Annotated in this window: 18 protein-coding genes and 1 tRNA gene; 10 read left to right on the forward strand and 9 right to left on the reverse strand. The window is 35.3% G+C overall.

The genetic code is table 11. The features are described from left to right. Positions 1 to 8: 8 nt before the first annotated feature. The 3 genes from CVT05_RS07950 to CVT05_RS07960 are packed head-to-tail and all read right to left on the reverse strand — an operon-like array spanning position 9 to position 2,553. Positions 9 to 1,238: an OmpP1/FadL family transporter gene (locus tag CVT05_RS07950; RefSeq protein WP_107698408.1), complete on the reverse strand. Its 1,230-nt coding sequence runs from the start codon at positions 1,236 to 1,238 to the stop codon at positions 9 to 11. Then, a complete protein-coding gene (gene nfo, locus CVT05_RS07955; RefSeq protein ID WP_103640405.1) occupies positions 1,235 to 2,086 on the reverse strand; it encodes a deoxyribonuclease IV in 852 nt (283 codons plus the stop codon). The genes CVT05_RS07950 and nfo overlap by 4 nt, the downstream gene beginning before the upstream one ends. Continuing rightward, on the reverse strand, positions 2,083 to 2,553 hold the full coding sequence (locus tag CVT05_RS07960) for a hypothetical protein (RefSeq protein WP_107698409.1): 471 nt from the start codon (positions 2,551 to 2,553) through the stop codon (positions 2,083 to 2,085). The genes nfo and CVT05_RS07960 overlap by 4 nt, the downstream gene beginning before the upstream one ends. A gap of 68 nt (positions 2,554 to 2,621) precedes the next feature. Between CVT05_RS07960 and CVT05_RS07965 the strand changes: the two genes are divergently transcribed. Then, positions 2,622 to 2,696, forward strand: a tRNA-Glu gene (locus CVT05_RS07965). An 83-nt stretch (positions 2,697 to 2,779) separates the two neighbouring features. On the opposite strand, the gene CVT05_RS07970 is transcribed toward CVT05_RS07965, so the two are convergent. After that, entirely contained in the window at positions 2,780 to 3,340 is a 561-nt protein-coding gene (locus tag CVT05_RS07970; RefSeq protein ID WP_103592674.1) for a manganese efflux pump MntP family protein, read from the reverse strand. Between the two features lie 109 nt (positions 3,341 to 3,449). On the opposite strand from CVT05_RS07970, the gene CVT05_RS07975 reads away from it, so the two are divergent. Continuing rightward, entirely contained in the window at positions 3,450 to 4,199 is a 750-nt protein-coding gene (locus CVT05_RS07975) for a DUF4197 domain-containing protein (RefSeq protein WP_107698410.1), read from the forward strand. Next, positions 4,196 to 5,071: a DMT family transporter gene (locus tag CVT05_RS07980; RefSeq protein ID WP_107698411.1), complete on the forward strand. Its 876-nt coding sequence runs from the start codon at positions 4,196 to 4,198 to the stop codon at positions 5,069 to 5,071. The genes CVT05_RS07975 and CVT05_RS07980 overlap by 4 nt, the downstream gene beginning before the upstream one ends. A gap of 1 nt (position 5,072) precedes the next feature. On the opposite strand, the gene CVT05_RS07985 is transcribed toward CVT05_RS07980, so the two are convergent. After that, positions 5,073 to 5,798: a class I SAM-dependent methyltransferase gene (locus tag CVT05_RS07985; protein ID WP_107698412.1), complete on the reverse strand. Its 726-nt coding sequence runs from the start codon at positions 5,796 to 5,798 to the stop codon at positions 5,073 to 5,075. Between the two features lie 46 nt (positions 5,799 to 5,844). On the opposite strand from CVT05_RS07985, the gene CVT05_RS07990 reads away from it, so the two are divergent. Beyond that, positions 5,845 to 6,237, forward strand: coding sequence for an acyl-CoA thioesterase (locus tag CVT05_RS07990; protein ID WP_107698413.1), 393 nt, complete (start codon positions 5,845 to 5,847; stop codon positions 6,235 to 6,237). On the opposite strand, the gene CVT05_RS07995 is transcribed toward CVT05_RS07990, so the two are convergent. Beyond that, positions 6,228 to 6,587, reverse strand: a complete 360-nt coding sequence (locus CVT05_RS07995) for a Fur family transcriptional regulator (protein ID WP_087585142.1) — start codon at positions 6,585 to 6,587, stop codon at positions 6,228 to 6,230. The two genes, CVT05_RS07990 and CVT05_RS07995, sit on opposite strands and share 10 nt — an antisense overlap. Before the next feature lie 147 nt (positions 6,588 to 6,734). On the opposite strand from CVT05_RS07995, the gene CVT05_RS08000 reads away from it, so the two are divergent. The 4 genes from CVT05_RS08000 to CVT05_RS08015 are packed head-to-tail and all read left to right on the forward strand — an operon-like array spanning position 6,735 to position 10,769. Next, positions 6,735 to 7,670, forward strand: a complete 936-nt coding sequence (locus CVT05_RS08000; RefSeq protein WP_107698414.1) for a metal ABC transporter solute-binding protein, Zn/Mn family — start codon at positions 6,735 to 6,737, stop codon at positions 7,668 to 7,670. Positions 7,671 to 7,673: 3 nt separating this feature from the next. Continuing rightward, positions 7,674 to 9,179: a nickel/cobalt transporter gene (locus CVT05_RS08005; RefSeq protein WP_107698415.1), complete on the forward strand. Its 1,506-nt coding sequence runs from the start codon at positions 7,674 to 7,676 to the stop codon at positions 9,177 to 9,179. After that, a complete protein-coding gene (locus tag CVT05_RS08010) occupies positions 9,176 to 9,961 on the forward strand; it encodes a metal ABC transporter ATP-binding protein (RefSeq protein ID WP_107698416.1) in 786 nt (261 codons plus the stop codon). The genes CVT05_RS08005 and CVT05_RS08010 overlap by 4 nt, the downstream gene beginning before the upstream one ends. A gap of 1 nt (position 9,962) precedes the next feature. Next, positions 9,963 to 10,769, forward strand: coding sequence for a metal ABC transporter permease (locus CVT05_RS08015; RefSeq protein ID WP_107698417.1), 807 nt, complete (start codon positions 9,963 to 9,965; stop codon positions 10,767 to 10,769). On the opposite strand, the gene CVT05_RS08020 is transcribed toward CVT05_RS08015, so the two are convergent. Both CVT05_RS08020 and CVT05_RS08025 read right to left on the reverse strand, forming a co-directional pair. Then, positions 10,750 to 12,081, reverse strand: coding sequence for an MATE family efflux transporter (locus CVT05_RS08020; protein WP_107698418.1), 1,332 nt, complete (start codon positions 12,079 to 12,081; stop codon positions 10,750 to 10,752). The genes CVT05_RS08015 and CVT05_RS08020 overlap by 20 nt on opposite strands. A gap of 249 nt (positions 12,082 to 12,330) precedes the next feature. Beyond that, the gene (locus CVT05_RS08025; protein ID WP_107698419.1) at positions 12,331 to 12,768 is read right to left on the reverse strand and encodes a type II secretion system protein; all 438 of its coding nucleotides are present in this window, start codon (positions 12,766 to 12,768) and stop codon (positions 12,331 to 12,333) included. 141 nt (positions 12,769 to 12,909) lie between these two features. Here CVT05_RS08025 and CVT05_RS08030 point away from each other — a divergent pair, with 141 nt between their 5' ends. Further along, a complete protein-coding gene (locus CVT05_RS08030) occupies positions 12,910 to 13,782 on the forward strand; it encodes a cytochrome-c peroxidase (protein ID WP_107698420.1) in 873 nt (290 codons plus the stop codon). Further along, positions 13,772 to 16,192: a GGDEF domain-containing phosphodiesterase gene (locus tag CVT05_RS08035; protein WP_107698421.1), complete on the forward strand. Its 2,421-nt coding sequence runs from the start codon at positions 13,772 to 13,774 to the stop codon at positions 16,190 to 16,192. Before CVT05_RS08030 ends, CVT05_RS08035 begins: the two co-directional genes overlap by 11 nt. Before the next feature lie 3 nt (positions 16,193 to 16,195). Here CVT05_RS08035 and CVT05_RS08040 read toward each other — a convergent pair whose 3' ends face one another. Next, a complete protein-coding gene (locus CVT05_RS08040) occupies positions 16,196 to 16,954 on the reverse strand; it encodes an exodeoxyribonuclease III (RefSeq protein ID WP_107698422.1) in 759 nt (252 codons plus the stop codon). Positions 16,955 to 16,998 lie beyond the last annotated feature (44 nt).

Genomic DNA, 16,998 nt, shown 5'->3' on the forward strand with positions numbered 1-16,998 from the left:
GACCCTAACTAAAATGTATATTTAAAAGTCGTACCAAGGATTTGGATCGTACCAGTATCAAATTCCCCTGACATTTTTCCAGTATCTGATGAAATACCTGTCGCACGCTTCTTATCACGGTGTTGATAAACATATCCAAGTGCCATTTCAAGATTTGGCGTAAATTTATAATTTACTCCAAAAGAATATACCTTAGATGTAGTATTTGGAAGCTCTAATCCAGTATGCTTGCTGCTTGTAATATCTTCATCATAGGCAAAGCCAGCCATTAGTCTAAATTTTTCATTTACATCATAGGCAAGACCTAGTCTATATGTATTTGTATCTTTTGCATTTTTTATGACTGGATCATCCATTAGCCTTGCAAAAGCTGGACGTGAGTGGGCTGTGTCTTTATCCATGTATTCAAAGTCATAGCCTTTAAATTTAGACCAATACGTCCTCTCAAAAGCTAGCAAAAGAGTAAAATCGCTAAATTTATATCCAGTTGCAAGTACAAGCTGTGCAGGAAGTGGGATCTCAACTCTAGTCTTTCCATGATAGCTTATAGGTGCGAATAGCCCTTTAAAATCAGCATCTGTATGGCCTTTAAGTTCTAAATTTACCTTTGAGCGGTAAGTAACGGCAAGGCTTAAATCTTCAATAGGTCTATAAGTAAGTGCGACATTGTAACCGTAGTCCATGCCATCACCTTTTATCTCTCTGTAGCCTATCTGTCCAAAATCACTTGCTATCTTACCTTTACTATAAACACCTCTAGCACCAAGAGCAATAGCAAGCTTATCGTTTATGCGGTAAGCTACGGTTGGATTTAACTCAACAACTTGCAGCTTAAACCTTTTAGCGGTAAATGCAGTAGCTGGATCTTCCCATGATACACCAACAGCAGCAGGAACGGCAAGAGCTAAACCAAATTTCCAGTTTTCATAAATTTCTGGCGTTACAAAACTAAATGTACCAGCTAGCGAGTCAAATTTTTCTGACCTATAGCTTTTGCCACTATCACTTTTAAACTCGAGCTTATTTATATGAAACCAGCCAAGCGTGCTTTCAAAATGGTGAAGCCCGTCTAAAAACATCATATTTGCTGGGTTAAAATACGCCGCATCAGCCCCAAAACTAAAGGCTATGTTACTAGCAGCAAGACCTAAAGAATCAGCACTTTGCTCAGGAACTTTATAACCTCCAGCATTTAGCAAAGTAGATATTGCAATAATGCTTAATAGCACTTTTTTCATAGTTTTTCCTTTTCGAAATTTCTTAAAATTTTTATCTCGTCTTCCCAAATACTCTCGTCAATCGTCTCTAATATTAAAGGAATTTCGCCTATTTTATCATCATTTATTATATTTTTAAAAGCACTAAATCCAAGCTCACCCTTGCCAAGGCTCTCGTGCCTATCTTTTTTCGAGCCAAGTCCAAATTTTGCATCATTTAAATGCATGCCAGATAAAAATTTATAGCCAATGATCGCATCAAATTCCCCCATAGTTTTGGCGTAGGCCTCTTTACTTCTTAGATCATATCCAGCAGCAAATGCGTGACAGGTATCAAAGCAAACACCAACCCTACTCTCATCGTCTACTCGCTCTATCAAATAAGCAATCTGCTTAAAACTAAAGCCTAAATTTGAGCCTTGTGCAGCTGTATTTTCGATGACTAGCTTTACACCGCTTGTGCGTTTAAGTGCCACATTCATGCAGTTTGCGATATTATCTAAGCACTCTTTTTCACTTATTTGTTTTAGATGTGAGCCTGGATGAAAATTTAAAAGCTCTAGCCCAAGCTTACTGGCGCGATCTATCTCATCCACAAAGGCTTCAAGCGACTTTGCTCTTGCCTCCTCATCTGGATGGCCTAAATTTATCAAGTAACTACTGTGTGGCAAAACATGCTTTGTGCTTATGCCAGAAATTTTTAGATTTTCTTTAAACTGCTCTATTTCACTAGCACTTAGCTCTTTTGCATTCCACTGGCGTTGATTTTTTGTAAAAAGAGCAAAGGCATTTGCTCCTATTTTTGCAGCATTTAACGGAGCGTTAAACACGCCTCCAGCCGCACTTACGTGAGCTCCGATGTATCTCATTTTAACTCTTTTATTATCACTCTTATTTTATTTTTGCTATCTATAAATTTGACGTAGTTGTCGCAAACCTCGTATTTTATAAAATATGAACTTAGATCTTGGCTAAAACCACACTCCGTATTTATCAAGCCTTTGCCATCATAAATCTTTTCTCTTTGCAAAATTTCTTCAAAAAGGCTCTCATAGTGCGAAGCTAGAAAAAATTTCTCATTAAACTCAGTCTTGTTAAAACAAGCATTATTTATGCAAATTTTATCTCTTATGTTTATGTTTGCGGTGTTTACGCCAGAGCTATAAATTTGCAAATTTAGCTCATTTTTATATTTATGGAAAAATCCAACGTCATTTATCTTGATCATCGGAGAAAATAAAGTAACTTGAAAAGCTTGTGAATTTTGCGGCGTTTTGGTAGCCACGCAACCTGTAAAAATAAAAACAGATAACAAAGTAAATAAAAAATTTTTCAAAAATTTTTCCTTATTAATCTAAAATTAAGTATAAAAGAAATATAATCCCAACTTCATAACCGACATGTGGCCCATTCGTCTAGCGGTTAGGACATCGCCCTTTCACGGCGGTAACACGAGTTCGAGTCTCGTATGGGTCACCACTTCTAAAAATCAAAATCTTATCCATATAAGCTTTAAAATATAGTTAATCTTAAATATTATTTTTAATTGTTATTTTAAATTTTTATTGAACTGTGCCGCTTTCAATTAAATGCGTTATTAAAATTTTAAAACCTAGAAAAATTAATATCGCTCCTCCCAGAAAGAGCGCCTTTTTCTCTAAAATTTCACCCATAAATTTACCTATATAAAAAGCAACCAGACTTAATGCAAAGCAGACTACACCGATGATAAGTGAGCTTTGAAAGATGTTTATCTCTTCAAAGCTAAGTGTGACACCAACGGCAAGAGCATCCACACTAGTAGCAAATGCCCCATACAAAATGGTCTTAAATCCTATCTTAAGATACTCGCACTCCTCTTTGCTACAGGCCTCTTTAAACATTCTAAAACCAAGAAAGCAAAGTATAAAAAATGCGATGAAGTGATCGATAGAGCTTATAAATTTTGCAAAACTAACACCTAAAAGATAGCCAAGAAGTGGCATAAGAAACTGAAAAAAGCCAAGCGTAAAAGCAATAAATAAAATTTTATTAAGAGCTAAATTTTTATACCTTGCGCCATTTGCCATATTTAGTGCCGCGCTATCCATACTAAGAGCGAAGCTAAGAAGTAAAAGTTGCATAGTCTTCCTTTAAAAAAAGGTTAAATTCTAGTGCAAAAAGATTAAATTTATTTTAAGTGTTTAGATATTTTTTGTATGATTTTGCTTTAAATTTAAAAAAGGAAAGAAGATGAAAAGATCTCTTGTTATTCTTTGTGGCGCGCTTGCTTTAAATTTACAAGCCACAAATATGGACGATATGATAAACAAAGGCGTCAAAATCGCCACTCACGCATCAAGCGGCGACTATAAAAGCTTAGTTAGTGAAGCGCTAAATGCCGCTGTTAGCGAGCTTTCAAAAGAGGGCTTTATAAACAATGCTACGGCTAAAATTCCACTTCCAAAAAGCCTTGAAATGGCGTCAAATTTAGCCAAAAAAGTAGGCGGAGAGAAGTGGGCGCAGGATCTTAGCAAGTCGATAAATAACGCTGCGACCACGGCTGTGCCAAAGGCTGCTGAAATTTTTAGCGAGAGCATAAAAAACATGAGCGAAGCCGATGTCAAAAAGCTCTTTAATGGCGGCAGCGACAGCGTTACGAAGTATTTGCAGCAAAGCTCCAGCCAAAAGCTAAAGGCGGCATTTACGCCGATAATTGAGAAAATGATGAGTGATAATAGCTTCGCGACTGCCTATAATGGGCTAAATTCTTTCATCGTCGGCTCAGCAAAAAATAATGAAACGATAAAATCAGTAAAGAGCCTAGCTAAAAATTTAGGTGCAAGCGAGTATGTACCAGATGACGTCGAGGACCTAAATGCATATATCACAAGAAAGACGCTAGATGGGCTATTTAACGTGATGAGCGAGAAGGAAAAAGGGCTAAGAAGCGGCTTTAGCCTAGATAGCGGCAAAAAGGTGCTAGACTCGATCTTTAAATGAAAAATTTAAGCGCGCAAAATAGAGCCGACATCGCACTCATCGTAGTTGCCATCGTTTGGGGCGCTACGTTTTTACCTATGGCAAACGCACTAAAGACAAATAGTGTCTTTGTCATGCTCTTTTGTAGATTTTTTATTTCCGCTATCTTTATGGGACTTATAGCATTTAAATTTTCTAAAATTTTTAATAAAAAAAGTGTAGTTTATGGCACTATCCTTGGCGTAGTTCTTTTTGGTTCGTTTGTTGCTCAAACTTACGCTCTAAAGCTTACTTTTAGCTCAAGTGTTGCCTTTATTACTGGGCTTGAATGTGTGATTGTGCCTTTTATGACAGCACTTATTTTTAAAAATAAAATAACCATTTTTGCTATTTTTGGTGCATTTATTGCCATTTTTGGACTATGGCTTTTAAGTGGAGCCACTCTTGCCTTAGGAGCTGGCGAGGCACTTGCCCTACTTTGTGCCATATTTTATGCACTTTACACGAGCTTAAATGGCCACTTTGTAAGAAAATGCGAGCTTTATTTGCTTGTATTTGTGGTATTTCTCACCGTCTCTTTACTCTCATTTGTCTTTGCGTTTATTGAAGGTAGTGTGGCGCCAAATTACGATAGGGAATTTTTTATAGCAATTTTTATCACTGCATTTATTGGCACCATATTTTGCTACTTTGTTCAAACCATTGCTCAAAGATATACAACGGCTAGCAAGGCAGCTTTATTTTTCTGTCTTGAACCAGTTTCTGCTGGCTTTATCGGCTATTTTTTCGCTGGTGAAAAGCTAACTCTCATACAAATTTTTGGCGCGATCTTAATAATCTTTGGAGTTATTTTTAGCGAATTTGGTAAAAATGTTTCCCTAGGTAAAAACTAGTTTAAAAGACAAAAAGCTTCATCTGCGACTCTATCTTTTCATCTATAAACTCGCCGTCAAATCTCTCTTTTAAGATCGCTAAAACCACCTTTTCATCGTAGTTTTTGGCTCCATTTATCTCAAGGTGCCAGCAGATATTCTCAGCAGCTTCTTGCACACTTCGTCTTGCGATCCTTGTTTCGTTTAAAATTTCACTCTTATAAGCGATCCCTTGCTTATTTAGCCACGCTTCAAGCCTATTTACAACATTTTTTTGCGAGAGCGTTCGGCCAAATTTTTTAAAAAATGGCTCTAGCAGATCAGAGCTTCTAGGCTTATCCCAGCCAAGATAGAGTTTTTGTTTTGCGATACTATGAAATTTAGCAAAATCTTCATCGCTAGCAATCGCTGGACTCATCGTGCAAATGGCGATATCAAAGCGCTTTGCGGGCTTAAATTCTCTCCACGAGCAAACCTCGCTAGTTAAATTTGTCACCCCAAATCTTTTAGCATCTTCATTTAAAATTTCTATCATATTTTTTGAGCTATCAATGCCAGTTATATTTTTTGCAGTTTTTGACAAAAATATCGTCCAAACACCGGTACCACAGCCTATATCAAGAATTTCTTTACCGCTAAAATCAACCCCCCAACACAAAGCTTTAGCAAAAATTTGTTGCTGAATAGCACTTACTTTGCCATCAAACCTTTGATAATTTGACGCCTTTTTATCCCATAAATTTTGCATTTTAGCTCCTTATTTTTGGTTATAATTCTAGCAAAAAAGGCCAGAAATGAAAGATTTTATCTACAAAGTAATAATCCCGCTACAAGCCATTGATATGCATGGACACATGAATAATGTCTATTATTTTACTCTTATGCAAGAGGCTGCATTTGCACACTCTGCAGCGGTTGGTGACACGGTCGAGGCGCAGTATAAAAGAGGCGAGATCTGGCTCATTAGAAAAAATGAAGCCAAATATATAAAAAGCGTAAAATTAATGGATGAGGTAGAAATTCACACTTACACACAAGCTGAAGGCAAGGCGACTTCGTGTAGATATTTTGAGTTTAAAAAAGATGGCGAGCTAATAGCAACTGGCAAGACGGAGTTTGTCTATATCGATCTAAAGACAAACCGTCCAAAAGCCATTCCAGCTGAGATCATCGCTCTTTACTCGTGATCACACTCATCACAAACGCCTTTTATCACGGCGCTTTTTATATTTTTAGCGACGTTTAGATGAGGCATATCGATGTTTGTAACTTTATGACAGACATCGCAGATAAAGTATGCTTTTGCCTCATTTGCTAGTTCGTAGTAGCTTTTATGATTATTTTCAGTTTTTATGACAAGGCCCTTTTTTTCAAAAATTTCTATGCTTCTATAAAAAGTAGTTTTATTTGCATTAAGGCTTTCTAAAATTTCATCATAACTTAATGGAGTTTTGGTATTTTGCAAAATTTCAACGAGCTTTATGCGAAACGTAGTTGCTTTGATACTATGCTCTTCTAAGAAATTTCTTGCATTCATCCTTGCCCTTTTTATTTTTTATATATTAACGCTAAAAGTTTTAAATTTCATTTAAAAAGCACTATATTTAGGCTTTTGTTCTTTAAGTTGCAACCAAGTTGCAATCTGCTAAACTTCCGCAATATTTTTTCAAATAAAGGAGAGATGGTGAGAAAGATTTTTGTTTTTTTAACAGTTTGCGCTTTGTCGCTTTTTGCAAAGCCAGTTGTTACGACTAGTATATTGCCTACAAAATTTTTTGTTGAGCAAATCGCTGGTGATACACTAAGCGTAAATACAATGGTTGGCAAAGGTGCTGATCCGCACACTTATGAGCCAAAGCCAAAACAGATGAAGGAGCTTGAAAAGAGCGAGCTTTACTTTGCTATTGGCATTGAGTTTGAAGATACTTGGCTAGAGCGTTTTTCAAAATCTTTTAAAAATTTACACATTGTAAAAACACAAGAAGGTATCGAAAAGATAGCTATGAACGATGAACACGAACATCATGAACACCATGAACATCACGAACACAAGCACGAGGGCGAACATAAACACGAGCATCACGAGCATCATGACCATGACCACGAAGCTGGCGAACATCATCACCATCATCATGATGGCCTTGATCCGCACATTTGGCTTGATCCGGTTTTAGTAAAAACTCAAGCTGATAATATAGCTAAGGCATTAATAGAGAAATTCCCGCAAAATGCAAAGCTCTATGAGGAAAATTTAGCTAAATTTAAAGCTAATCTTGACGAGCTTGATAGCTTTATCAAAAATACTCTAAAAGATGTTAAAACTCGCGAATTTATCGTATATCACCCATCTTGGGGATATTTTGCAAAACGCTATAACTTAGAGCAAATCGCTATCGAGATAGAGGGCAAAGAGCCAAAACCAGCTGAGCTAAAAGAGCTCATCGAAGAGGCTAAAGAGCACGGCGTAAAGGTCATTTTCGTGGCTCCGCAGTTTCCAACAAAGGCTGCGAATTTAGTAGCAAAAGAGACCGGCTCAAAGGTCATAAGTATTGATCAGCTCCCAGAAAATTGGCTAGATGAGATGAAAAAAACAGCAGAAATTTTTGCTAAGAGTCTATAAAAAATGTTAGCACGCCTGATTGTCATTTGCTTCTTCGCTATAAATGCCTTCGGGTGTGCTCTTTGCTCGCTTTATAGTCCAACCGCTCACGTGAGCGTAAAATTTGACTCAAACGAAAACAATATCACTACAATTGCTTTTTCATGGACATTTTCACAAAATTTCTCAGAACTTATGAGGCAAAATTTTGACCTAAATCAGGATGAAAAGATAGATGAAAGCGAGATCAAAAAGATCCGCTTAAATTTACTTGATTATCTTGTGCCAAGGCACTATTTAACGAATATTGAGTACTTTTACAAAGATGAAAATGCTACAAAACTTGAGTTAAATTTAAAAAAGTATAAACTCTATTTTGATGAGGGTAGATTAAAATTTGATGTTAGTTTTAAGACAAATTTGCTTATCAAAGATGGCTTTGTGGTGTCTGTCGAAATGGACGATAAAGAGGGATATTTTAATTTTAAATTTACACAAAATAACTCATTTTTGGTATCAGATCAGTTTTGGACGATACCAAATCCAAATGCAAATTTAATATTTTTTACATTTTCAAGTAAAGCTGCAGCCAAAGCTCATAACGAAAAACCTGCATTAAAAGAGCTTCTAAAAGAGCCAAACTCAGTAAATTTTGAAGATGAAAATTTAAGCCAGATCGATAGAATCGATGAAGCTAAGTTTGATCTTATTTCAAAAACAAGTCTAAGCATGCTTGATAGATTAAAGCAAATTCTAAGAAATTTTGATCAAAAAAGTCCGCTAACTCTGCTATTTTTAGCGCTCATATCATTTGGTTATGGCTTTTTGCATGCTGCATCTGCGGGACATGGCAAGGTGCTTACAAGCTCTTATTTTGCTGCAACTGGTGGAAGCTACGCCAAAGCCTTTTTCTTCTCTTTAAAGATCGGATTTTTACATGTTGTGGGTGCGTTTATTTTTGTGCTTGCTAGTTTTATGATACTACGTGAGATCAGTAGCGATCTGACAAAAGATACAGCAAGCGTTACGACAGCATTTTCTGGCGTTATTATCTTTTTTGTAGCGATTTTTATGCTTTATAAAAAGGTCAAAATTTATCTTTCAAGCAAAAAAGAGTTAAGTAAATTTTATATTTTTAGCTCAAGTTTAAGCCAAAATTTGAGTAAAAATACAAAATTTACTAGCGACTGTGGCTGTAATATCTGTACTACAAAAAAACCAAAAAGCAAAGAAGAATGGCTGATTGCAGCCGCTGCAGCACTTATTCCTTGTCCTGGCACGATACTTGTCTTTGTGCTAGCAAATGAGCTAGGTAGCTACTTTGCAGGCGTTATAAGCGGCGTATTTATGGCACTTGGCATGAGTGCAGTGATATTTTTAGCGGCTGTTTTTGGAGCCAAGATAAATGAGAGCACAAACATTAAGCTAAAAAAGTTTAAACTCTATGCCGAATTTATGGCTCTTAGCGTTATGCTTTGGCTTGGACTTTTTATTTTTACTACTACATTTACGCAAAAGAGTCTGTTTTGAAAGAAATTATAAAAATTAGAAATTTAAACTTTAGCTACGATAAGCAAGTGGTTTTAGAAGGTATCAATTTAGATTATAGTAGCGATGAGTTTTTAGCTATCATCGGTCCAAATGGTGGTGGCAAAAGCACACTTTTAAAGCTTATCTTAGGGTTACTTAAACCTCAAAGTGGCGAGATAAAGCTCTTTGGAAAAGAGCCAAGCGAAGTCAGTAAATTTATAGGTTATGTGCCTCAAAATTTTCTCTCAAATCAAAGCTTTCCGATGATGGTTTTAGAAGTAGTTTTAATGGGGCTAATCGATAAAAAAATTTTTGGTTTTTACTCGCGAGATGAGAAACAAATGGCTCTTGCTGCCCTTGAGAAGGTTGGTATGAAAGAATTTGCAAGCGCTAGGATCGGCGAGCTAAGTGGCGGTCAAAGACAGCGTGTATATATCGCAAGAGCACTTTGTGCAAATGCAAAGGTCCTCGTTTTAGACGAGCCAACAGCCAGTATCGATACAAAGGGTCAGGCTGAAATTTATGAAATTTTAAAAAATATAAATGCAAGTGGTGTTGGTGTAGTTTTGGTAAGTCACGATTTAAATATCGTGCTAAATTATGCTACAAAAATCGCCTATGTGAGTAAAAATTTACATATCCATAAAACTCATGAAGATACTGCAAAAAGAGAATTTATAGAGCATTTAGCAAAATCTCATAGCCATTTTTGCGATGTCGAGATCGCACTTGGCGAATGTGAGTGCAAAATCAAAAGTAATGTTTTTAAGATAAAGAGATAAAATGAGTGAAATTTTAGAGTTAAATTTTATGCAAAATGCCTTTATTGCTGGCATTTTAGTTAGTATAATTTGTGGGCTCATAGGCTCACTCGTTGTTATAAATAAAATGACTTTTATTGCTGGCGGTATCGCACACGGAGCGTATGGCGGCATCGGACTTGCCTTTTTCTTCTCGCTCGAACCACTTCTTGGAGCTAGCATATTCTCACTCTTTTTAGCTCTCGTAATCGCCACTATCACGTTAAAAGATAAAAACAACATCGACTCAGTTATCGGTGCTATTTGGGCATTTGGTATGGCTATTGGTATCATTTTTATCGATTTAACTCCAGGATACAATGCCGATCTTATGAGTTATCTCTTTGGCTCTATCTTAGCAGTGAGTGGGCAAGATATAACATTTATGAGTATTTTAGATATCTTATTTTTGGCGCTCATTGCCCTTTTTTATCGTCAATTTGTAGCTATTAGCTTTGATGCAGAGTTTGCAAAGTTGCGCGGTGTAAATACAACATTTTTTCACTATTTATTAGTGTGCATGATGGCACTTTGTGTGGTGGCTACGATTCGTGTTGTTGGGCTTATTTTAGTCATCGCTCTTCTTACTATACCACCATATTTAGCACAAATTTTTGCCAAAAGACTTGGACTGATGATGCTAATCTCCACTATCTTTTCAATCATTTTTTGTTTTAGCGGTCTATTCATTAGCTTTTATTTTAACCTAACAGGCGGAGCTAGCATAATCTTAGTTGCTTCACTTTGCTTTTTTGCATTTTGTTTTAAATTTAAAAGCTTACGCCAGTAGCCCTTCTTAGCTGATAAAGCGTCCAAAAGACAAAACAAATGGCTGTGAGATAAACACTAAAAAATAGGGCCAGCCATATAAATTTTATCTCAAGACCAAAATAAAAAACTACCGCGTAAAAAAGTGATCCTTGAAGCACAAATTGCCTAAATCCATTTAGCAAAAAGATAGCTGCTGGACGTTTTATAGCCTGAAGAGTACTGCCTGAGACGTTTATCGTGCCATAAGCTACGTAAGCAAGAGAATTTATACCAAGATAAAGCCCTGCTATCTCTAAAACTGCCGGTGTATCATCAAAGATTCTTATCATATCTTCACCAAAAAATTTAATAAAAATACAGGCAAATGCACAATAAACAAGCAAAAAAAGAAGCGAAATTTTATAACATTGCTTAGCTCTTTTAAAATTTTTAGCACCATAGTTTCTTGAAACGATACTTAAAACTGCTGCGGCCATACCAATGGTCGGCAATACCAAAATTTGCTCTATCCTTAAAGCTATACCATATCCTGCTACGGCATTTACACCATAGTAGCTTATAAATTTTAAAAGTACAAGTGAGCCAAGCGACATCGATAGATAGTTTAAACAAGCTGGTAGAGCTTGCTTTGTAATCTTTGTCCAAATGCTAAAATTTGGCACAAAATAGCTTAAATTTCTTGGCTCGATCATCTTAGCTTTTTTAACTTTTGCAAAAAGGTAGATCATGCCCAAAAGCTGAACAATAGCTGTTGCTAGAGCAAGTCCTTTTACACCAAGATCCAAAATGAATACAAAAAAGTAGCAAAAAAATGCGTTAATGAAAAGGCCATAAAATAGCCAATCTCGGTAACTTTTTGTATCTCCAAGTGCCACGAGTACGCCGTTTAGAGATTTGATAATCAAGAAAAATGGTGCAGCAAGAAAGATAACACCCGCGTAATCAAGCGCCTCTTTTAAATAGTGATGATCGGCTCCTAAAAAAGTGAGTAAATTTGGTGCTAAAAAATAGCCACAAAACCCCATAAAAATAGCAAATACCAGCACAAAGATAATTCCATTTGCTGCATAAAATTTAGCCATTTTTATCTTTCCTGCTCCAAGGCTATTGCCTATTAGCGCAGTTAGTGCTGAGCCAAAACCAAGCCCAATGCCTACGATACTTAGATAAAGCAAAAAGCTCATAGCCATGCCAGCTACGGCAAGGGTAGAAATTTTTGCTGCAAAAAATGTACCAGTAACGTTATAAAGAGTATTAAACATCATTGCGGTGCCAGCCGGAAGCGAAAGCGAGATGATGAGCTTATTTAACGGGTCTTTTAGTAAATCCATGCTTTGATTTTACGTTTTTTATCTTTAAAATTTGCAAAGAAGAAAATCAACTAAATTTAATAAAAAGCCATTACTCATTAGCATAGTTAAGATTTGATATCTTTTGGCAACGCATTAAAACTTAGAAAGCTTATTTTTATGTATATAAATTATTTGTGTAAAAATTCGTATTTCTATCAGACTTTATTATATTAAAAATTTAGTAAGCCAAAAATCATAAAAAGCAAGGAAAATACCTTGCTAAAAATTTTATTTATATTTTATGCCCATGCCGCCAAATTTAAGCGTATTAGCTGTCTTATTGTCGCTACTTTCGATTAGAGCTTTAACATCTACTAGTCCTGGCAATCCCCAAACTTGCCCACAAAGACCACCTGTTTTTATGGTGATGCCTATCTCTCCATTAGTATTATTTCCAGTACCTACTTCTAAACACTCATCATTTTTTGCTTTTACTGGTGTTTTTACATTCGACATCTTCTTAACAGCATCTGTACCAGAAGCAAATTCGCCTTGTGAAGTATAGTAAGAACCCAAGTCCGAAATAAGCGTTTGTATATTTGAAGCAGTTTTTGATATCTCTGCATCATCCCTTGTTGCAGCTAGTTTTGGTATAGCAACCGCAGCTAATATACCCAATATAACGATCACGAAGATCAACTCAATCATCGTAAAGCCTTTTTTCATGACTTCTCCTCCCTGAAATATAAATATTTTCTAAATCGAGCGAATTGTATCATAAATTTCAAAAAAACAATAAAATAATGTACTATATAAAAAATCAAAAATTTGCCGATATAAAAAAGAAAATTAAAAATTAGGGGCGTTATGAAGGGCGTTATACTTTGTCTATTTATCATCACGATTTCATTTTGCAAATATGAATCCTACAAACCTCTCACAGTAGTAAAATATAATGAAGAAAAGGCTTTGCTCGGTAAAAAACTCTTTTTTGATAAAAGACTAAGCCCAAACGAAAACTACTCTTGTCAAACTTGTCACAACTTGTATTGGAATTTAAGCGGAAGCAACCAAGATAGCATGGAAAAAGGCACTTTAAATCCTCCAACCATATTAAATGCTGCAGCAAACTATCTATTTTATAGCGATGCAAAGATTAGCAATTTAAAAGATCAAGTAAAAGAGTCCATAACTTCTAGAATAGAACTAAACTCGGATAACGACAAGATAGTGGATTCTGTAAATAATATCTCTGAGTACAAAATTTTATTTAAAAAAATTTATAATGACGGTATTAATTTTGATAATATTGCAGATGCAATAGCTGAGTTTGAGAAGGCTGTCTTAAGTATTGATTCGCCATTTGATCGTTTTATATCAGGTGATAACAATGCCATAGATGATAGTGCAAAGAAAGGATTTGAGATATTTAATAATATAGGCTGTGCCGCTTGTCATAATGGTAGAAATTTAGGAGGAAATTTGACACAAGATATTGGCCGAGAAAAAATTTCTGCCTTAGATACAAGCAAAAGATTAAGAAGAGTGCCATCACTAAGAAATATTACAAAGACTGCTCCATATTTATCCCATGGAGAGATAAATGATCTAAAAGAGGCTATAAGCTTTATTGGTAACTACCAGCTAGGATACGTTCTTAGCAAAGATGAAATTGATGCTTTATACTCATTTTTTCTGACATTAAATGGTAAAAAGCCTAGGATACTAAATGAGTACTAAACGAATAAAAACCATACTTAGCGTCTTAGTAGCTATATTTTTCATTAGTGCATTTTTTATATATAAAGCAAATATAGCCATTGATACGGCTCATAAATTTGACGATGGAATTTTAAATCTAAAATTTATAGACAATGAAATAACTTTTTCTTTAAATAATATTTATGATGTCTCAAACTACGACAAACTTAATGCTGACATAAATTCTTTTGATACAAATTTGAGCAACCTTTCAATGATTAGTGATGAGATGTTGTTATTTCATCAAAATGAAATAAAAAAAGACCTACAAAACATAAGAGATGTATTTAGTAAAAAAGTATTTTTTTTACAAAGATCAGCTTATGTAAACTCATCTATAGATTCTTATATCCAAATAAGTCAATATGAAATACAAAATCTCGCACTTCCAAATAAGCTTGAGCCTATATTTTATGCGATAAAAGGTGCTTTGATGCTTAGTCCTGAAGCAATAGATGAAATTTCAAAGCAAATAAAAATGTATAAAAACGAGTATAAAGATAACCAAAAAGTTCAAAGCGTATTAGACAAGATACTTTATGCAGCTCAAGCTACAAAAACTTTACATACAATCTCAAATAGTGCAAAAGAGCTACATCTTGATAATCTGATAGAAAATTTTAGAAACAAAATCCTAGAATTTCACTCTGATGAGGTGAATAACGCAAAAATAGCTCAGACAATCTGCTTACTTACATTTATAGTATTTTGTTCATTTGGTCTCTATCAAATTAAAATAGCCTCAGAGCGTTTAAGACAGATAAAACTCTTAAGATCCACGGTTGAAAACGATCATAGCTCTGTTGTCTATTGCGATAAATACAATAGAATTTCATACGTAAATAAAACCTTTGAAGAAAAAACTGGCTACAAGCTAAAAGAAGTAATAGGCAAAAACCCTAGAATGCTAAAATCATATATGCATCCACAAAGCTTTTATGAGTCCATAAAAGATGCTCTGCAAAAATCTCTGCCTTGGGAGAGCGATGAGCTTATAAGCAGAACAAAAAGCGGTGATTTTTTATATGAAAAGGTAAAATTTTCGCCATTTTTCTTTAAAAATAAATTTGAGGGCTACATAGCTGTAAAGCTTGATAGGACTAAAGAGACGCTGATACTAAACGAGCTAACTCAAAAAAATGAACAAATAAAAATACAATCTTCAATCGATAAGCTAACAGGCTTTGGTAACTACTTTGCTTTAACTGAAATTTTAGATGCGCAAAAAGATGGGGTGCTCATTTGCTTAAGCATTAAGAATTTTAAAATTTTAAGATTCTTTTATCAAACTAAGATTATCGATGCAATGCTAAAAGCAGTAGCTGATACACTAAAGCTTTGTATAGATACTTCTGAGATAAAAGCAAAGCTATTTAGATTTCAAGATGACGCATTTTATATATGGTATGAAGGCGATAATATAGTAAGAGATATTGAATATATAAGAGAATATTTTGGCTCAAATAGAATAAATGTCGCTATTGATGAAAAATTTGAAAATTTACCAGGCATAAAGATGGTATTTGGTGTTTCATTGCCAAACGATACCCCACAAACTAACCGCCTAATGCAATCAGTCCTTGCAAATCAACTCGCAATAGAAAATGGTAGCAATATTTACTACTATCTAGAAAATGACGCCATTGAGATGAAATATCACAAAAACCAGCTGGCAGTTCAACTAATCGAAGATGCGTTAGAAAACGATAGAGTCATAGTAGAAGCACAAGGCATCTTTAACTTAGAAGAAAATGAAACCGAAGCAAAATATTATGAAGTTTTGGTTCGTATAATCGATCAAAATGGCAAGATACACTATCCGGGCGAATTTTTAGATATTGCCATGAAAACTCAGTTATATCCGCAAATAACCAAAAAAGTTATAGCCCTTGCATTTGATTTAGCCAAAAAATATCCAGACTATACATTCTCAATAAATTTATCTAATACAGACATAGCCGACGCTAGTATGAGAGAGCTTATAGAAAATAAACTAATAGAGTGCAAAGATCCTAATAAAATTTGCTTTGAAATGCTAGAGAGTGAAGAGCTTAGCGACTATGTTGCGGTAAATTCTTTCATAAAACGCGTCAAAGGCTATGGATGTAAAATTTCGATTGATGACTTTGGCTCAGGATACTCAAACTATTACCGAATTTTGGAGCTTGATATAGATACCATAAAGATAGATGGCTCAATAATCAAAAAGCTTCCATTTGACGAAAATGCTAGAGTTCTAGTAGAAACCATCGTAAGCTTTGCAAAAAAACAAGGCTACAAAATAGTAGCCGAGTTCGCAAGCTCAGAAGAAATTTTAAACCAAATCAAAAATTTTGGAATACCTTACGCACAAGGTTTCTTACTGGGCAAGCCTCGTAGAATGGAATAGTAGCTAAATTTCTATATCTATCCCAACTGGGCAGTGATCGCTGCCTGTGATCTCTGGCAAGATAAATGCGTCTTTTAGCCTATCTTTTAATCCTTGTGAAATAAAGAAATAATCAATCCTCCAACCGACATTTTTTACCCTTGCATTAAAGCGGTAGCTCCACCACGAGTAAGCGTCCACTACATCGCCATTTATAGCTCTAAAAGTATCTATAAAGCCACTTTTTAGCACCTCATCGATCCATGCTCGCTCGATAGGCAAAAAGCCAGAAGTTTTGGCATTTGCCTTTGGATTTTTAAGGTCGATCTCACGGTGAGCAGTATTTACATCGCCACAAAATATCACCTCTTTGCCGCTTTTTACAAGCTCTTTACAGTAAGCTAGAAATTTCTCGTAAAAGTCCATTTTATAGGCTAGGCGCTCGTCATCCTTTTGTCCGTTTGGAAAATAGATATTAAAAAGCACGATATCGCCAAATCTATGTTCCAAAACACGCCCCTCCGTGTCGTCGAAAAAAGCTGCCTTTTGTGTAGAAATGTCAAAATTTGCTAGGCTCATCACACCAGAGTATCCAGCTCTCTCGCCTGAGTTTACGCTTATATCTTTAAAGCCAAGATTATAAATTTCCTTTGGCACGTCATTTTCTTTGACTTTAATCTCTTGAAGTGCCAGGAAATCAGGACTTATCTCATCAAGCCAACCAAAGCCATCTTTTGTTACAAGTGCTCTAAGACCATTTACATTCCAGCTAATAAGTTTCAAATTTCATCCTTTTTTTAATTATAATTATGCCAAAAATCACAAAA

This window comes from Campylobacter concisus (assembly GCF_003049705.1).
GTDB lineage: Bacteria > Campylobacterota > Campylobacteria > Campylobacterales > Campylobacteraceae > Campylobacter_A > Campylobacter_A concisus_AR.

Excerpts from the sequence above, each read along its gene's own strand:
- CVT05_RS08005 (WP_107698415.1), top strand. The coding sequence starts at position 7,674 with ATGTTAGCACGCCTGATTGTCATTTGCTTCTTCGCTATAAATGCCTTC.
- CVT05_RS07950 (WP_107698408.1), bottom strand. The coding sequence starts at position 1,238 with ATGAAAAAAGTGCTATTAAGCATTATTGCAATATCTACTTTGCTAAAT.
- CVT05_RS07970 (WP_103592674.1), bottom strand. The coding sequence starts at position 3,340 with ATGCAACTTTTACTTCTTAGCTTCGCTCTTAGTATGGATAGCGCGGCA.
- CVT05_RS08030 (WP_107698420.1), top strand. The coding sequence starts at position 12,910 with ATGAAGGGCGTTATACTTTGTCTATTTATCATCACGATTTCATTTTGC.
- nfo (WP_103640405.1), bottom strand. The coding sequence starts at position 2,086 with ATGAGATACATCGGAGCTCACGTAAGTGCGGCTGGAGGCGTGTTTAAC.
- CVT05_RS07980 (WP_107698411.1), top strand. The coding sequence starts at position 4,196 with ATGAAAAATTTAAGCGCGCAAAATAGAGCCGACATCGCACTCATCGTA.
- CVT05_RS08025 (WP_107698419.1), bottom strand. The coding sequence starts at position 12,768 with ATGAAAAAAGGCTTTACGATGATTGAGTTGATCTTCGTGATCGTTATA.
- CVT05_RS07975 (WP_107698410.1), top strand. The coding sequence starts at position 3,450 with ATGAAAAGATCTCTTGTTATTCTTTGTGGCGCGCTTGCTTTAAATTTA.
- CVT05_RS07990 (WP_107698413.1), top strand. The coding sequence starts at position 5,845 with ATGAAAGATTTTATCTACAAAGTAATAATCCCGCTACAAGCCATTGAT.
- CVT05_RS08020 (WP_107698418.1), bottom strand. The coding sequence starts at position 12,081 with ATGGATTTACTAAAAGACCCGTTAAATAAGCTCATCATCTCGCTTTCG.
- CVT05_RS07995 (WP_087585142.1), bottom strand. The coding sequence starts at position 6,587 with ATGAATGCAAGAAATTTCTTAGAAGAGCATAGTATCAAAGCAACTACG.
- CVT05_RS08015 (WP_107698417.1), top strand. The coding sequence starts at position 9,963 with ATGAGTGAAATTTTAGAGTTAAATTTTATGCAAAATGCCTTTATTGCT.
- CVT05_RS07985 (WP_107698412.1), bottom strand. The coding sequence starts at position 5,798 with ATGCAAAATTTATGGGATAAAAAGGCGTCAAATTATCAAAGGTTTGAT.
- CVT05_RS08035 (WP_107698421.1), top strand. The coding sequence starts at position 13,772 with ATGAGTACTAAACGAATAAAAACCATACTTAGCGTCTTAGTAGCTATA.